At 70.2% G+C, this 14,429-nt stretch carries 15 protein-coding genes; 7 read left to right on the top strand and 8 right to left on the bottom strand.

Translation table 11 applies throughout. From position 1 onward, the window contains the following. The first annotated feature begins 171 nt into the window (after positions 1 to 171). On the top strand, positions 172 to 1,053 hold the full coding sequence (locus ACGFZW_RS31025; RefSeq protein WP_393896595.1) for a hypothetical protein: 882 nt from the start codon (positions 172 to 174) through the stop codon (positions 1,051 to 1,053). 11 nt (positions 1,054 to 1,064) lie between these two features. Here the strand turns inward: ACGFZW_RS31025 and ACGFZW_RS31030 are convergent, their stop codons facing one another. The 3 genes from ACGFZW_RS31030 to ACGFZW_RS31040 form a co-directional block, all read right to left on the bottom strand. After that, positions 1,065 to 1,718 carry a HutD family protein gene (locus tag ACGFZW_RS31030; protein WP_393896596.1) on the bottom strand — a complete coding sequence of 218 codons (654 nt, stop codon included), beginning with the start codon at positions 1,716 to 1,718 and terminating at the stop codon, positions 1,065 to 1,067. Between the two features lie 57 nt (positions 1,719 to 1,775). After that, the gene (locus ACGFZW_RS31035) at positions 1,776 to 2,738 is read right to left on the bottom strand and encodes a zinc-binding dehydrogenase (RefSeq protein WP_393896597.1); all 963 of its coding nucleotides are present in this window, start codon (positions 2,736 to 2,738) and stop codon (positions 1,776 to 1,778) included. A 145-nt stretch (positions 2,739 to 2,883) separates the two neighbouring features. Further along, a complete protein-coding gene (locus ACGFZW_RS31040) occupies positions 2,884 to 4,107 on the bottom strand; it encodes an NADP-dependent malic enzyme (protein WP_393896598.1) in 1,224 nt (407 codons plus the stop codon). A 526-nt stretch (positions 4,108 to 4,633) separates the two neighbouring features. Here ACGFZW_RS31040 and ACGFZW_RS31045 point away from each other — a divergent pair. From ACGFZW_RS31045 to ACGFZW_RS31055, 3 genes are all read left to right on the top strand, one after another. Then, the gene (locus tag ACGFZW_RS31045; protein WP_393896599.1) at positions 4,634 to 5,608 is read left to right on the top strand and encodes an ABC transporter substrate-binding protein; all 975 of its coding nucleotides are present in this window, start codon (positions 4,634 to 4,636) and stop codon (positions 5,606 to 5,608) included. Between the two features lie 65 nt (positions 5,609 to 5,673). Beyond that, positions 5,674 to 6,615 carry an amino acid ABC transporter permease gene (locus tag ACGFZW_RS31050; protein ID WP_393896600.1) on the top strand — a complete coding sequence of 314 codons (942 nt, stop codon included), beginning with the start codon at positions 5,674 to 5,676 and terminating at the stop codon, positions 6,613 to 6,615. A gap of 20 nt (positions 6,616 to 6,635) precedes the next feature. After that, positions 6,636 to 7,388 carry an amino acid ABC transporter ATP-binding protein gene (locus ACGFZW_RS31055; RefSeq protein ID WP_393896681.1) on the top strand — a complete coding sequence of 251 codons (753 nt, stop codon included), beginning with the start codon at positions 6,636 to 6,638 and terminating at the stop codon, positions 7,386 to 7,388. Positions 7,389 to 7,503: 115 nt separating this feature from the next. Here ACGFZW_RS31055 and ACGFZW_RS31060 read toward each other — a convergent pair whose 3' ends face one another. After that, the gene (locus ACGFZW_RS31060; RefSeq protein ID WP_393896601.1) at positions 7,504 to 8,265 is read right to left on the bottom strand and encodes a class I SAM-dependent methyltransferase; all 762 of its coding nucleotides are present in this window, start codon (positions 8,263 to 8,265) and stop codon (positions 7,504 to 7,506) included. Between the two features lie 93 nt (positions 8,266 to 8,358). Here ACGFZW_RS31060 and ACGFZW_RS31065 point away from each other — a divergent pair, with 93 nt between their 5' ends. After that, positions 8,359 to 8,988: a CGNR zinc finger domain-containing protein gene (locus ACGFZW_RS31065; RefSeq protein WP_393896602.1), complete on the top strand. Its 630-nt coding sequence runs from the start codon at positions 8,359 to 8,361 to the stop codon at positions 8,986 to 8,988. Here the strand turns inward: ACGFZW_RS31065 and sodX are convergent. Continuing rightward, a complete protein-coding gene (gene sodX / locus ACGFZW_RS31070) occupies positions 8,892 to 9,368 on the bottom strand; it encodes a nickel-type superoxide dismutase maturation protease (protein ID WP_393896682.1) in 477 nt (158 codons plus the stop codon). The two genes, ACGFZW_RS31065 and sodX, sit on opposite strands and share 97 nt — an antisense overlap. Before the next feature lie 156 nt (positions 9,369 to 9,524). Here sodX and sodN point away from each other — a divergent pair, with 156 nt between their 5' ends. Then, positions 9,525 to 9,920: a superoxide dismutase, Ni gene (gene sodN / locus ACGFZW_RS31075; protein ID WP_393896603.1), complete on the top strand. Its 396-nt coding sequence runs from the start codon at positions 9,525 to 9,527 to the stop codon at positions 9,918 to 9,920. Between the two features lie 136 nt (positions 9,921 to 10,056). Here sodN and ACGFZW_RS31080 read toward each other — a convergent pair whose 3' ends face one another. Then, a complete protein-coding gene (locus tag ACGFZW_RS31080) occupies positions 10,057 to 11,478 on the bottom strand; it encodes a hypothetical protein (protein ID WP_393896604.1) in 1,422 nt (473 codons plus the stop codon). 57 nt (positions 11,479 to 11,535) lie between these two features. Next, on the bottom strand, positions 11,536 to 12,003 hold the full coding sequence (locus tag ACGFZW_RS31085; RefSeq protein ID WP_393896605.1) for a GtrA family protein: 468 nt from the start codon (positions 12,001 to 12,003) through the stop codon (positions 11,536 to 11,538). A 99-nt stretch (positions 12,004 to 12,102) separates the two neighbouring features. Between ACGFZW_RS31085 and ACGFZW_RS31090 the strand changes: the two genes are divergently transcribed. After that, entirely contained in the window at positions 12,103 to 13,152 is a 1,050-nt protein-coding gene (locus ACGFZW_RS31090; protein ID WP_393896606.1) for a glycosyltransferase family 2 protein, read from the top strand. A gap of 112 nt (positions 13,153 to 13,264) precedes the next feature. Here ACGFZW_RS31090 and ACGFZW_RS31095 read toward each other — a convergent pair whose 3' ends face one another. Further along, complete coding sequence (locus ACGFZW_RS31095) at positions 13,265 to 14,212, bottom strand: LysR substrate-binding domain-containing protein (RefSeq protein ID WP_393896607.1); 948 nt, start codon at positions 14,210 to 14,212, stop codon at positions 13,265 to 13,267. Between the last annotated feature and the right edge of the window lie 217 nt (positions 14,213 to 14,429).

Genomic DNA, 14,429 nt, shown 5'->3' on the forward strand with positions numbered 1-14,429 from the left:
GTCCGAGATTCACCGCCCGTAATCGGGGAAATCAGTTCTTCGCACGGTTCTTCGTCCGGGGTCGGGAGCCAGGGCCCCCGGCGACTCGATTCCGCCCACCGACGGCCGCGTTCCGGTCTACGGTCAACTCTCCCTGTCTGCACACATCGTGAAGGCCATGAGGTATCAGCGATGTCGGATTACCCGCCGGTCGCCCGTCGGATGTGGCACCAGCTCGAACCCCTGCACGCCACGCTCTACTTCGCCCCCGAGGCCCGGCAGGTCGCGTCGGACCTCGGCTTCGACGTGGGCTCCCGGTGGCCGAGCTATTTCGCCTGGCGTACCGCCCCGCTGGGCGCCGCCGGGCCCGAGCTGGTGGCCGCGACCTACTACAGCTTCAGCCCGCGAATGATCGCCAGGTACGTTCCCGGGATCTGGACGACCGCCGACCCGGCCAAGGTGCTCGACGCCCGGTTGCTGGCGGTGGACCGCACCCTGACCGCCCTCGTCGGTGACCGGCTGACCACCGCGCAGCTGGTCGAGGCGGCCCGGCTGGCACGCCAGGCCGCCGAGAACGCCGGGACCGCGGCCCGGCCGCTGGCGGCCGCCAACCGCGATCTGCCCTGGCCCGACTCACCCCACCTGGTGCTCTGGCAGGCGGCGACGGTACTGCGCGAGCACCGCGGCGACGGCCACCTGGCGGCGCTGCTGACCTGCGGCCTCGATCCGTGCGAGGCGCTGGTGTCGTTCGCCGCGATCGGCGCCGCCCCGGCCGCCGGCTTCGCCGGGCGCGGCTGGAGCGCGCAGGAGTGGACCGACGCCCGGCACCGCCTGGCCGCCCGCGGCTGGATCGCCCCCGACGGCAGCGCGACCGAACGCGCCCACAAGGAACGCGAGGAGATCGAGCACATGACGGACCGCCTGGCGGCCGGGCCCTGGCGGGCCCTGGGCCACTCCCGGGCCGAGCGGCTGGCGCAGCTCCTGCAGCCCGTCCTGAGCGCGGTCTTCGAGGCCGGATATCTGCCGCGGCACAGCACCCTGGGGATCGGGGCGGTGAAGGTCGGCTATCCGTAGCCGGAGCGGCCTCAGAGCGGTCCGGCCGGAGTCAGCGTGATCAACGCCGCGACGCCGTCCGTGTGCAGCTCCCACTGCCGCTGCGGACACGGACCCGTTCCGTCCGCGCCCTCGCCGGCGAACAGGGCCGCGTCGAACCGCTCCAGCACCACCGGCTCCGCGGCCCCGGCGAGCCGCGTGCCGCCCTCCAGCGCGACAACGAGGACGACCGGGCCGCCGCGTCCGGCATCCGGGCCGTTCCCCGGTGCGGTTGGCACCGACCGCCTTCCCCGAACCGTCTCCACGGTCGCCGCCGCACGCCCGTCCCGGAGCATCACATTGAGATTGACGATCGGGCCGGCCGGCAGCCTGCCCTCGGTGACCGCGTCGCCGGGAAAGGAGAACGGGCGGAAGCGGCCGGTGAGCTGGTGGGTGCGGCCGTCCACCGTGAGCTCGGTGCCGGCGCCGTCGACGACCGTGAGGATCCGCCGCACCCCGGGCAGCGGCGAGTAGGGCCCGTCCCGCGTCACCTCGGCGAGGCTGACCCGCCAGTCGAACCCGTCCCAGCCGGATCCCGGCGGGTGGACGGCGACCTCACGGGTCACCCCGCCGCCGTTGCTCCACGGCGCGGCGGTCCGCTCGGCCGCCCGCAGGATCCGCGGCCGATCCGTCCCCGTCTCACCCATGCCCGCCACTCGTCCCCTTCACCACACCGGACCCGCCGGACCGTTGAACCGCCGGCGTCAGACCGTCAGCACGACCTTGCCGAACAGATCGCCCTGGGCCATCTTCTCGAAGCCCTCGCGCGCCCGGTCCAGCGGCAGCGTCGAGTCGATGACCGGCCGGATGCCCTTGGCCGCGCAGAAGCTCAGCAGCGACGCCAGCTCCTCCTTGCTGCCCATCGTGGAGCCCACGACCTTCAGCTCCAGGAAGAAGATCCGGTTGAGTTCGGTGCGCTCGGGGTGGTAGCCGCTGGTGGCGCCCGAGATGACGAGACTGCCGCCGGGGCGCAGCGACTTGACGGAGTGGGACCAGGTGGCCGCGCCGACCGTCTCGATCACCGCGTCCACCCGCTGCGGCAGCCGCTCGCCGCTGGGGAACGCGGCTTCCGCGCCCAGCTCCTCGGCCCGCTTGCGCTTGGCCTCGTCCCGGCTGGTGGCGAAGACGCGCAGCCCGGCCGCGGCGCCCAGCACGATGGCGGCGGTGGCCACGCCGCCGCCCGCGCCCTGCACGAGCACGCTGTCGCCGGGCCGTACCCCGGCGTTGGTGAACAGCATCCGGTACGCCGTCAGCCAGGCCGTGGGCAGACAGGCGGCCTCGGCGAAGGACAGTTCCTTCGGCTTGGGCAGCACGTTCCAGGTGGGGACGGTGACCTGCTCGGCGAAGGAGCCCTGGTAGCGCTCGGTGAGGATGGAGGGCTTCTCCTTGGGGCCGACGCCGTGGCCGGTCTGCCCGATGACGGAGTGCAGGACGACCTCGTTGCCGTCCGCGTCGGTTCCGGCGGCGTCGCAGCCGAGGATCATCGGCAGCGACTCCTCGCCGATCCCCACCCCGCGCAGCGACCAGAGGTCGTGGTGGTTCAGGGAGGCGGCTTTGACGTTGACGGTCGTCCAGCCGGGGCGCTCCTCGGGGGCGGGGCGCTCCCCCAATTCGAGGCCGTTGAGCGGCTGGTCGCGGTCGATGCGGGCGGCGTAGGCAGCAAACATGATCCCAAAGTAGGCCGCTGCCGCGTGCTGCGGTACCACGCACGGGTGTGACACGCGCCGCGCCCGGCGGGTCCTTGGCACACAGCGGGCCGGGCCCGCACCTGTGAGAGGTGCGGGCCCGGCCCGTCGGTCGCTGTGCCGCGGATCAGCGGCGGGCGACGCCCTCGGCGCGGGCGGCGGCCGCCACGGCGGCCGTCACGGCCGGCGCGACGCGCTCGTCGAACGGCGAGGGGATGACGCAGTCGGCGCTGAGCTCGTCGGCGACGACGGCGGCCAGCGCCTCGGCCGCGGCGAGCTTCATGCCCTCCGAGATCTGCGAGGCCCGCACCTGGAGCGCACCGGCGAAGATGCCGGGGAAGGCGAGCACGTTGTTGATCTGGTTCGGGTAGTCGCTGCGCCCGGTGGCGACCACGGCCGCGTACTTGTGCGCGACGTCGGGGTGGATCTCCGGGTTCGGGTTGGCCATCGCGAAGATCATCGAGTTCTTCGCCATGGTGGCCACCGCGGACTCCGGGACCGTGCCGCCGGAGACCCCGATGAAGACATCGGCGCCGTCCAGCGCGCTCTCCAGCGAACCGCTCAGATTGGCCTTGTTCGTGAAGCCGGTCACGTCGCGCTTGACGTCCGTGAGGTCGTCACGGTCGGCGGAGACGACGCCCTTGCGGTCGCAGACCGCGACGTCGCCGATGCCCGCCTCGACGAGGATCTTGGCGATGGCGACACCGGCCGCACCGGCACCCGAGATGACCGCGCGCAGCTGGCCGAGCGAACGGTCGGTGAGCTTGGCGGCGTTACGCAGGGCGGCCAGGGTCACCACGGCGGTGCCGTGCTGGTCGTCGTGGAAGACCGGGATGTCCAGCCGCTCCTTGAGCTTGCGCTCGATCTCGAAGCACCGGGGGGCGGAGATGTCCTCCAGGTTGATGCCGCCGAAGGACGGCGCCATCCGGACGACGGTCTCGACGATCTCGTCGGCGTCGGTCGTACCGAGGGCGATCGGCACCGCGTCCACGCCGCCGAACTGCTTGAAGAGAATGGCCTTGCCCTCCATCACCGGGAGGGAGGCTTCCGGACCGATGTCGCCCAGTCCGAGCACCGCGGTGCCGTCCGTGACCACGGCCACGACCTGGGACTTCCAGGTGTAGTCGTGCACGAGGTCCGGCTGGTCGGCGATGGCGCTGCACACCTTGGCGACGCCCGGTGTGTACGCGAGGGACAGGTCGTCCCTGTTGCGCACCGGAACGGTCGCCTGGATGGCCATCTTGCCGCCGCGATGCAGCGCGAAGGCCGGGTCGAAGTACTCGTCGGGAGCACCGCCCGAGCCCGCGCCCGTATTGCTGTCGCTGCGAGGATTGACGATCTCCGCTGCCACTTGTCCAACCCCTTTAATCGTAAATCAGTTGAGGGTGACCACTCCCTGGTTAAGGGGTGGGCGGGCACCGCGTCCGCGCCCGGCGAGGCGGATGGCCGCCGCGCGGGGGGAGGTGCGGACACCGGGCGCGCCGCACACGCGCCCTGAGCCCCGGATGAGGGGTGTAACGAACCTTTCTACCGGACGGGCGCGGGGCTCGACGAGTCAGATTCATTACCCTCCGGTTCAGAGCTCTGACAATAACGGCGAAATGCGCAAAAACGCAGAGGAGTCGCCCTCTGCTTGTCCGAATTCCGAGACGCCGGGGCGATACGGACCACCTTTGGCACCCCTCCGAGGGGGCCCCACCCTTGCGCCGTCTGGGCCACGCGGGACCCCGCGCGTCCGTTATCCGATTTTGACCTGGCGACCAGTCCGCATTCCGGATTACGGATGGCAAGATTCCGTAACCAACCGAGGTCGCGACGCTCAATGGGGTGTGCCCGACCCCTGCCCGTCGGCTACTCCCATCCGCTGGAGGATCAGCATGACCGCACGCTCCACCCGTCGCTCGGCCGCCGGCAGGTCTCGTTCAGCCGTGGCCGCCGCGACCGCGGTCGCCGCCTCGCTGCTGCTGCTCAGCGCCTGCGGTGACCAGACGGATGCGGCCATCGCCAAGCGCGAGGCGCACAAGAACCGCAACACGCACGCGCCGCTCTTCAAGATGCTCCCCAAGGACGTCCAGGAGAAGGCGATGCTCCAGGTCGGTTCGGACATCACGTACAAGCCGGTGGAGTTCCGCACGAACGGCGCGGTCGTGGGCATCGACCCGGATCTGGCGGAGGCGATGAGCAAGGAGCTGGGCATCAAGCTCAACTTCAACAACGCCACCTTCGACACCCTCATGGGCGGCCTGAAGTCCAAGCGCTACGACATAGCCATGTCCGCGATGACGGACACCAAGGAGCGCCAGCAGGGCATCGACAGCAGCACCGGCAAGAAGATCGGCGAGGGCGTCGACTTCATCGACTACCTCAATGTCGGCGTCTCCCTCTACACCCAGAAGGGCAAGACGCAGGGCATCGACAGCTGGGAAGCCCTCTGCGGCAAGAAGATCGCGGTGCAGCGCGGCACCGTCTCGCACGACCTGGCCAAGGACAAGTCGAAGAAGTGCGGGTCGAGCGGCGAGCCGGCCATCGAGATCGAGGCCTTCGACAACGACTCCGAGGCCCAGACCCGGCTGCGGACCGGCGGCGTGGACGCCGTCTCCAGTGACTACCCGGTCGCCGCGTACGCGGTGAAGGTCTCCGGCAACGGCAACGACTTCCAGATGGTCGGCGGCGAACCGCTCAAGGCGGCGCCGTACGGCATCGCGGTGCCCAAGGGCAAGGAGCGGCTGCGCGACGCGCTCTCCGCGGCCCTGGAGAACGCGATCAAGAACGGCTCGTACGCCAAGGTCCTCAAGAAGTGGGACGTCAAGGACGCCGCGGTCGAGGAAGTGAAGCTCAACGCCGGCTCCTGAGCCGCCGCGAGTCCCCCTCCCCCGCTCACCGCGCAACCCCCGCCGAACGCTGAAAGGCAACACCCGTGTCAGTTGACGTCGACAAGTCGGCACAGCCGCCGGCGGACGCCCCGCCGCCCCAGCCCGAGCCCATCAAAGCCATACCCGTGCGCCACTACGGGCGCTGGGTGGCGGCCGTCGCCGTACTCACGGTGCTCGCGCTGCTGGTCCGTGCCTTCGCCTCCGGGAACGTCAACTGGGACGCCATACCCCAGTACCTGTTCAACGGGGACATCCTCAAGGGCCTGCGCAACACCCTGCTGATAACCGTGCTCTCCATGGTCATAGGCATCGTCCTCGGTGTGGTCCTGGCCGTGATGCGCCAGTCCAAGAACCCGGTGACCTCGACCGTCGCGTGGTTCTACGTCTGGTTCTTCCGCGGCACGCCGGTCTACGTCCAGCTGTTCCTGTGGTTCAACCTCGGCCTGGTCTTCCAGTACATCGACGTCATGCCGATCTACAAGGACGAGTGGTCGGACTTCATGACCCCGTTCCTGTGCGCGCTGCTGGGCCTCGGGCTCAACGAGGCGGCGTACATGGCGGAGATCTGCCGGGCCGGTCTGAACGCCGTCGACGAGGGCCAGACCGAGGCGGCGCACGCGCTGGGCATGAGCCAGGGCAAGACGCTGCGCCGGATCATCGTGCCCCAGGCGATGCGGGTGATCGTGCCGCCGACCGGCAACGAGGTCATCAACATGCTCAAGACCTCCTCGCTGGTCATCGCCGTCCAGTACTACGACCTGCTGCAGGCCGCGCAGAACGTCGGACGCGACTCCGGTGTCGTCGTCGAGATGCTGATCCTCGCCGCGGCCTGGTACCTGATCGCCACCACTGTCCTGAGCATCGGCCAGTACTACCTGGAGCGCTACTACGCCCGCGGCTCCAGCCGCCAGCTCCCGCCGACCCCGCTCCAGCGCGCCAAGGCGCAGCTGTCCGGCGGCTTCAACCGCCCCGGAGGTGCCGCATGACCGCAAAGACCGCCGTCCCGATGGTGAAGGCCGAGGGCGTCCACAAGTCCTTCGGCGCGGCCCACATCCTCAAGGGCATCGACCTCGAAGTGGCGCCCAAGGAGGTCTTCTGCCTGATCGGCCCGTCCGGCTCCGGCAAGTCGACGTTCCTGCGGTGCATCAACCACCTGGAGAAGGTCAACGCCGGCCGGCTGTCCGTCGACGGCGAGCTGGTGGGCTACCGCGAGCACAACGGCAAGCTCTACGAGCTGCGCGACCGCGAGGTCGCCGCCCGCCGCCGCGACATCGGCATGGTCTTCCAGCGCTTCAACCTCTTCCCGCACATGACCGCGGTGGAGAACATCATGGAGGCGCCGATCCAGGTCAAGGGCGAGTCCCGGTCCGCCGCCCGGCAGCGCGCGACCAAGCTCCTGGACCGCGTCGGCCTCGCCGACAAGGCCGGCAACTACCCCTCGCAACTCTCCGGCGGTCAGCAGCAGCGGGTCGCCATCGCCCGTGCGCTGGCGATGGAGCCGAAGCTGATGCTGTTCGACGAGCCGACCTCGGCGCTCGACCCGGAGCTGGTCGGTGACGTCCTGGACGTCATGAAGGACCTGGCCGCTGACGGCATGACGATGATCGTCGTCACCCATGAGATGGGCTTCGCCCGTGAGGTCGGCGACTCGCTGGTCTTCATGGACGACGGCGTGGTCGTGGAGACCGGCCACCCGCGCGATGTGCTCGGCAACCCCCAGCACGAGCGCACCAAGTCGTTCCTGTCCAAGGTGCTCTGAGGACCGGGCGCCCCGGCGCACGAAGAAAGGCGGTACGCGTCCCGGAAGGGTCCGCGTACCGCCTTCGTGCTTCCTCGTCCCGGCCGGACCGCGCAGTTCGCGGCCGGCCCCGGGTTTACTTCAGGCCGAGCACCAGCGCGTCGGAGGGGGAGCTCCACACCGCCCGCGCCTCGGCGAAACCGGAGTCCCGCAGCGCCTGGGCGTGCCACCGCGCCGAGGGGGTGTCGCCGTCGGCGTGCTCGCCGTAGATCTCGAAGCGTTCGGCGGTCGGGCCCGCCAGCCGCGGGTCGGCGGCGGCCAGCTGCCACCAGGCGGCCCAGTCGACCGCGCCGGACTCCTTGGCCCGGTCCATCCGCGCGTGCCGGAAGGCCCGCTCCGCGGCGTTGATCCGCGGAGTGGCGTCCTCCGGCATGTGGTCGGCGTTCATGAAGACGCCGCCGTCCCGCACCAGCCCGCCGAGCTGCCCGTACAGCCCGCGCAGGTCCTCGGAGTGCAGCCAGTGCAGCGCGGTGGCGGTGAGCACCGCGTCGTAGGAGTCGTGCGGCAGCCGGGACGTCCACTGCGGGTCCTTCAGGTCGGCCCGCACGAAGCGGACCCGCGACTCGCCCTCGAAGTAGCCCTCCGCGATGGCCAGCAGCGCCGGATCCAGATCGACGCCCACACTTTCCGCCTTCGGGAACCGCTTGAGGAGACGGTCGGAGATACTGCCCGTACCGCACGCGAGATCCAGAACCCGGGGCTCGGGGCCCACCAGCGCCTCGACCATGTCGAGCATCACCCGGAACCGCTCCTCGCGGTCGGGCATGTACCACTCCTGCTGACGGTCCCAACTGCTCTGCCACGCCTGCCAGTCGGCGCCGACAATGGTCTCGGTCATCGCATCCCCTTCAGCCCGTAATACCCTCGTAGCTAAACCACCCATTACGAACACGCACTCCGCACCATAGACCGCCCCTGGTAAGGACTACAAGTGGAACTGGCCTATTACTCGGACTTTGCCGTGCGGCTGGTCAACACCGAGCAGCCCGAGCGCGGTGGTGACAGCCTCACCTCGGTCGAGGCCGTGCGCGACCTCTTCGGCCCGGCACAGCAGGCAGCCAGGCGCGCGACGGACAGCGACGTCACGCGGCTGCGCACGGTCCGCTCCCGGCTGCGCGCCGTCTTCGAGGCCGCCGACGGCGGCGACGAGGTGCTCGCCGTCGACCTGCTCAACGCGCTGATGATGGAGTTCCCGGTCAGCCCGCAGATCTCCGGCCACGAGTTCCGCGACGACAACGGCCGCCCCAAGTGGCACCTGCACATCGCCGACCACGCCGCCAACGCCACCGCCGGCTACACCGCGACCGCCTGCATGGGCCTGGCCTTCCACCTCACCGAGCTGGGCGTCGACCGGCTGGGCATCTGCGAGGCGCGGCCCTGCCGCAACGCCTACCTCGACACCTCCACCAACCGCTCCCGGCGGTACTGCTCCGACCGCTGCGCGACCCGCGCCAACGTCGCCGCCTACCGCGCCCGCAAGCGCCTGGAGAGCGACCGGTCCGCCCGCACCGGCCGGACCGCCGAGACGGCCCAGGAGAGCAGCGCCCTCGGCGACCGCTGAATCCCGCGCGGCGGCCGGACCCGGGCCCAGGCCCGCGCGATGACCAGCTCGTCCGGAACGGCACCGAATTCCCGGCTGTCGTTCCGGACGTACGGATTGTCGCCCTGCACCCACCAGCCGCCCTCGTCCCGCCGGACGGCGCGTTTGACGATCAGCAGGTCCTGACGGAACGGATGCCGCAGCACCACCACGTCACCGGGCCGCACCGCCGCCCCGTACTGCACCACCAGCTGGTCCCCCGGCTGCAGCGTCGGCACCATCGAGGGGTTGTAGACCTCGGCCAGCCCGAACGCGCTCAGCAGCCCGCCCCGGCCGCCGGCCTGCCCCGTGCCCTCGGCGCGCTCCCGCTCCGGCCCGCGCTCTTCCACCCGCTCCGGCATCCCGTCCCTCCGGTCCGACCCGCTCACCGGTCCATCCTCCATCCGCCCCACCTTGGCACTGGACTTTTGCCCTAAGACCCACGGGGCACCCGCGAAAAGGCTTCCCCCACCGAGTAATCTCGCACCTGAGAAGACGATCACGAGGAAGGACTGAACATGCTTTCCCGCCTGTTCGCCCCCAAGGTCAAGGTCAGCGCCCACTGCGACCTTCCCTGCGGCGTGTACGACCCCGCCCAGGCCCGTATCGAGGCCGAGTCGGTCAAGGCCGTCCAGGAGAAGTACCAGGGCAACGAGGATGCGGACTTCCGCACCCGCGCCGTCCTGATCAAGGAGCAGCGCGCCGAGCTGGCCAAGCACCACGTCTCGGTGCTGTGGAGCGACTACTTCAAGCCGCCGCACTTCGAGAAGTACCCGCAGCTGCACCAGCTGGTCAACGACACCCTCAAGGCGCTCAGCGCCGCCAAGGGTTCGAACGACCCGGCCACCGGCCAGAAGGCGCTCGACCTGATTGCCGAGATCGACAAGATCTTCTGGGAGACCAAGAAGGCTTGATCCGCCATCAGGCGATCCGACCTGCGGTGACTGCTCCGCAGAGTCCGGCCGTCCGCACCCGGCCCACCGGACGCCCCACGGGGAGTCCACGGTGGTCCGGGTGCGGCCGTTCGGGCGGCCGTCCCCGCGGGCGGCGTCAGTTGGGCAGCGGCTCGTTCTCGGAGTCCGCCGACCGGTAGGGCTCCTCCCGCCGGTCGTCGCCGGTCCGTGAGCCGGTCGGGGACGCGGGCGGCGGGGCGCCGCGGCCGACCCACACCAGCAGAAGGCCGAGCGTGCCCGCGATCGCCGGCCAGTAGATGTAGCGGAAGTCCGTCGCCGGCATGATCGGCAGGTATCCGACCACGTAGGCCACCGAGCTGAAGGCCAGCGCCCGGACGGGCATCGAGAAGCTCCCCCGGCCCGGCCGGAACACGAGTACCAGACCGATGCCGAGCCAGAACCACCCCGCGAACAGGAACGACAGATCCCGGACCGCGGCGTCGATGTAGTTCTGGAGGGTGGCCTCCAGCCGGGGGTTCGTCACCCGCAGTCCGAGGTCGTTGGGCATGACCCCGTTCTGGTACTCGTAGCGGCCCTTGAACAGCAGCTCCGAGAAGACCTGCAGCCGGTACTGGAGGTACAGGGGCACATCGCCGCTCATCTTGCTGATCCACAAGGACGTCAGCTGGTCCGCGTCCGCGGCGAGTCCGTTCGGGCCCGGGTCATAGCAGGTGAAGTAGGAGTTGGACAGGGACTTGATGCGGTGGCACTCCTCCGCCGCGGCCACCAGCCGGCCCCGCAGCTCCAGCGACACGTCCGCCGTTCGCAGCTCGCGCACGGGCACGACGTGGATGAGGTCGTCCAGCAGGATCTGCGAACCCTGGCTCAACTGCACCGGCCGCGCGAAGGCCGAGACGGCGGCCGAGGGCAGCACCAGGGCGACGACGAGAGCAGCGGTGGACATCAGCCACGTCCGGCGCCCGGGACGGCCACCCCACAGGGCGAGGACGAGCAGCACGAAGACCGGAATCGCCGCGAAGACGGCGTTCTTGCGCACCAGGATGGCGTAGACGAGAAAGAGCACTCCGAGCCACAGCAGGGCCCACCGCAGGGCGGACCGACCGGCCGGCAGGCGCCGCCCGACCAGCGCGACCGCGCAGGTGGCCAGGAGCGCGATCGCCATGTGGACGTCCTTCCACACCACACCGACGAACGTCAGCACCTGGGGAGTCAGCCCGACACCGAGCACGGCGAGGGACTTCGGCCGGCTCCCGGTCGCCTCCCACACGCACCAGGCGATCGTCCCGAGCGCCGCCCAGAAGAGGACGGACTGCACGATGGCCAAGGCCGCGGGGAGGCCCGTCACGGCGATGAGCCCCTGCCACACCAGGCTCATGACGGGCGGGTGCCAGTCGCTCAGCGGCTCCCGGCCCAGGGCCTGCCGGAGCTGGGAAAGGGTGTCCGCGCTCACGAACCCGGGGGAGAACACGGCGGTGGTGACCAGGCAACAGGCCGTGGCGATGAGCGCCAGAGCCCAGGACCAGCGTCGTTCACGCCGAATCCATCGCAGATGTCCCATATGCCCGGATGCTAACAGCGGCTACCGGACCGCGCCCGGCGTGCCCACCCGGCCGGATCAGGGCGCGACGAAGACGTAGCGCCGGTAGGTGACGAAGCGGAACAGCGTGGCGAGAACCCAGCCGAAGATGCGGGCGACGTTGTCGGCGAGCGCGGAGTCGAGCCCGAGCAGATGCCGGGACAGGAAGACGGTGCCCGCGGTGATGACGAGGCCGATGATGTTCACGATCAGGAACAGCGTCAGCTCCTGGGAGACCTTCTCGCGGCGCTGTTGACGGTAGGTCCAATAGCGGTTGCCGACCCAGCTGAAGATCGTCGCGGCACCCGTCGCGAGGACGGAGGCCTGGACCGGCGCGGCCGCCATCGGCCCGCCACCGCCCCCCGGGAGGCCGAAGACCAGCAGGTTGTAGCCCCCGTTGTCCATCACGAAGGCGAGCGCCCCGACGACCCCGAACTTGGCAGCCTCGCGCCAGATACCCCGCAGGGCGTCGCCCATACGCAGCGTCAAGGACCCGGGAAACGGCACGGAACTGACGGTAACAGCACGCGTTCCCCTCGCCGACCATGCGGCGCTATGTCATATTTTGACCACTACGGCCGGTGTCGATTCATCCGAGGAGAGCCTGTGAGCCCCACGATCGCCTGCGTCGTGCCGTGCCACAACGAAGAGGCGGCCATCGGCAAGGTGGTGCGCGATCTGAGGGCCGCGCTCCCCGAAGCGGAGATCTACGTCTACGACAACGCCTCCACCGACCGGACAGTGGAGGTCGCCCGCGCGGCGGGCGCCATCATCCGCGAGGAGCGCCGCAAGGGAAAAGGCAATGTCATCCGGCGTGCCTTCGCCGATGTCGACGCCGACGCCCTGCTCATCATCGACGGCGACGACACCTACGACGCCTCCCGGGCACGCGAGATGGTGGACCTGCTCTTCGAGGGGCCCTACGACCAGGTCCTCGGCGTCCGCCGCGAGACGGTCGACGGTGCCTACCGGACGGGCCACGCCGTCGGGAACAAGCTGCTCACCGGGGCGGTGCGGTCCCTCTTCGGCAATGACGTGACCGACATGCTGAGCGGATACCGGGTCTTCTCCCGACGCTTCGTCAAGTCCTTCCCCGCGCTCTCCCGCCAGTTCGAGACCGAGACCGAGATGACGGTCCACGCGCTCATCCTGCGACTGCCCACGGCCGAGATCCCCGTCGACTTCAAGGACCGCCCGGCCGGCAGCGAGAGCAAACTGCGCACCTACCGGGACGGGTGGCGCATCCTGCGCGTCATCCTCAACCTGGCACGGCGTGAGCGGCCTTCGCTCGTGCACACCGCGGTCGCGGGTCTGCTGGCCCTGCTTGCGGTCGTTCTCGGCATCCCGGTGATCCTCGACTACGTCAGCACGGGCACCGTGCCGCGCTTCCCGACCGCGATCCTCGCGGCCGCGATCATGAGCACAGCGGCCCTGGTCCTGCTGGTCGGATACATCCTCGAATCGCTCATGTACATGCGTCAGGAACAGTCGCGGCTGGTGCATCTCGCGTATCCCGCGCCGGAGCGCTCACCCCGCCGCATCGAGTCCGCCCCCGCGCCCGTCTCCCCCGCTCCCGCTCCGGCCCCCGCTTCCACCCCCGGCCCCGACACCGACGGCGGCCCCCTCCCGACCCCGGAGATCTCCACCAGGACCTGACCCACATGCCCGGCAGTCACGGCCCTATCGACCGGATCCGGGTGGCGGCCGGCTTTCCGCGATCGGCCGCGGGCGCTGTGGTCAGCGGCCACCGGGCCCGCCCGGACAGCTCCTAGATGCCGACCGGCAGCGGCCCGTCGTGCCGGACGAGCCAGTCGCGGTACGCCGCGCTGGACCAGGCGATCTCCATGTAGGACGAGGTCAGGTCGGCGAAGAGGGCATCGGCGGGGGCTGCCGGGCTGCCGTCCGGGCGGCAGGCCATGAAGAGGCGCACCGCCAGCGGGTCGCCGTGCAGCGGGCGGATGGCCATGCCCTGCCGGGGCCGCGCGGTCGGCTGGCAGGGGGTGACCACCTCACCTGCGGTGACGAGATCCACGGCGGTGAGGTAATCGCCGTGCACCACCCGGGGCTTGACGCCCGCGGCGGCCCAGACGCGCCGCAGCCCGGCCCACTCGCCGTCCACCGTCGGGTCGACCATCCACTGGTCGTCGGCCAGGTCCTGGACCCGTACCACCGTCCGCGCCGCCGCCGGGTGGCTGTCGGACATCGCGATGAACTGCGGTTCCCTGGCGATGAGTTCATGCTCGACCAGCCCTTCGGGCACCCGTAGCGGCGCGCCCTCGACCTCGTGCACGAACGCCACGTCGAGCTGCCCCATCACCACCATCTGCAGCAGCGCATTGGCAGACACATCGGTCCTTATCGTGGTGTCGGTCTCCGGGAGCCGCACCCGCAGTCTGCGCAGCCAGCCGGCGACGGCACGGCTGTTGGTGCTGCCGATGTGCAGCCGCGCTCCCTTCTCGCGCACCGACACCGTGGCGATCTCCTCGACCAGCGCCCGCATCTCGGCCACTATCGGCCGGGCCCGGCAGAGCACGGAGTACCCCAGCGGAGTGGGGCGGCTGCCGCTCGCCTCGCGGAAGAACAGCTGGCCACCCAGGGCCTTCTCGATGCGGTGGAGCTGGGTCGTCAAGGAGGGCTGGGTCATGCCCAGCTGCCTGGCCGCCTTGCGTACGCTGCCGGAGTCGGCGATGGCGCACACTGCGCGAAGATGCCTCACCTCAAGCTCCACATCGGGAGCATATCGACGTCGGCATACGTCACACCAGACTCTTCACCTGCGCCAAGTGCCATTTTCCCGAGGGGTATTGCCTCGTCCTATCACCACCTGGCATCTCCGCCCGACGGGTGAACTCCCCCCAGACTCGGCGGCACCAAGAAATCCGCAGGGCCCCGGTCGCCGCCCCACACGGCGACCGTACGGCCCTCGGAAATAA

This window comes from Streptomyces sp. NPDC048248 (genome assembly GCF_043201875.1).
In the GTDB taxonomy this organism is placed as follows: domain Bacteria; phylum Actinomycetota; class Actinomycetes; order Streptomycetales; family Streptomycetaceae; genus Streptomyces.

What these genes read in the sequence shown, in the direction of transcription:
- ACGFZW_RS31080 (WP_393896604.1), bottom strand. Translation starts at nt 11,478, where the DNA reads ATGGGACATCTGCGATGGATTCGGCGTGAACGACGCTGGTCCTGGGCT.
- sodN (WP_393896603.1), top strand. Translation starts at nt 9,525, where the DNA reads ATGCTTTCCCGCCTGTTCGCCCCCAAGGTCAAGGTCAGCGCCCACTGC.
- ACGFZW_RS31035 (WP_393896597.1), bottom strand. Translation starts at nt 2,738, where the DNA reads ATGTTTGCTGCCTACGCCGCCCGCATCGACCGCGACCAGCCGCTCAAC.
- sodX (WP_393896682.1), bottom strand. Translation starts at nt 9,368, where the DNA reads ATGCCGGAGCGGGTGGAAGAGCGCGGGCCGGAGCGGGAGCGCGCCGAG.
- ACGFZW_RS31030 (WP_393896596.1), bottom strand. Translation starts at nt 1,718, where the DNA reads ATGGGTGAGACGGGGACGGATCGGCCGCGGATCCTGCGGGCGGCCGAG.
- ACGFZW_RS31055 (WP_393896681.1), top strand. Translation starts at nt 6,636, where the DNA reads ATGGTGAAGGCCGAGGGCGTCCACAAGTCCTTCGGCGCGGCCCACATC.
- ACGFZW_RS31045 (WP_393896599.1), top strand. Translation starts at nt 4,634, where the DNA reads ATGACCGCACGCTCCACCCGTCGCTCGGCCGCCGGCAGGTCTCGTTCA.
- ACGFZW_RS31025 (WP_393896595.1), top strand. Translation starts at nt 172, where the DNA reads ATGTCGGATTACCCGCCGGTCGCCCGTCGGATGTGGCACCAGCTCGAA.
- ACGFZW_RS31060 (WP_393896601.1), bottom strand. Translation starts at nt 8,265, where the DNA reads ATGACCGAGACCATTGTCGGCGCCGACTGGCAGGCGTGGCAGAGCAGT.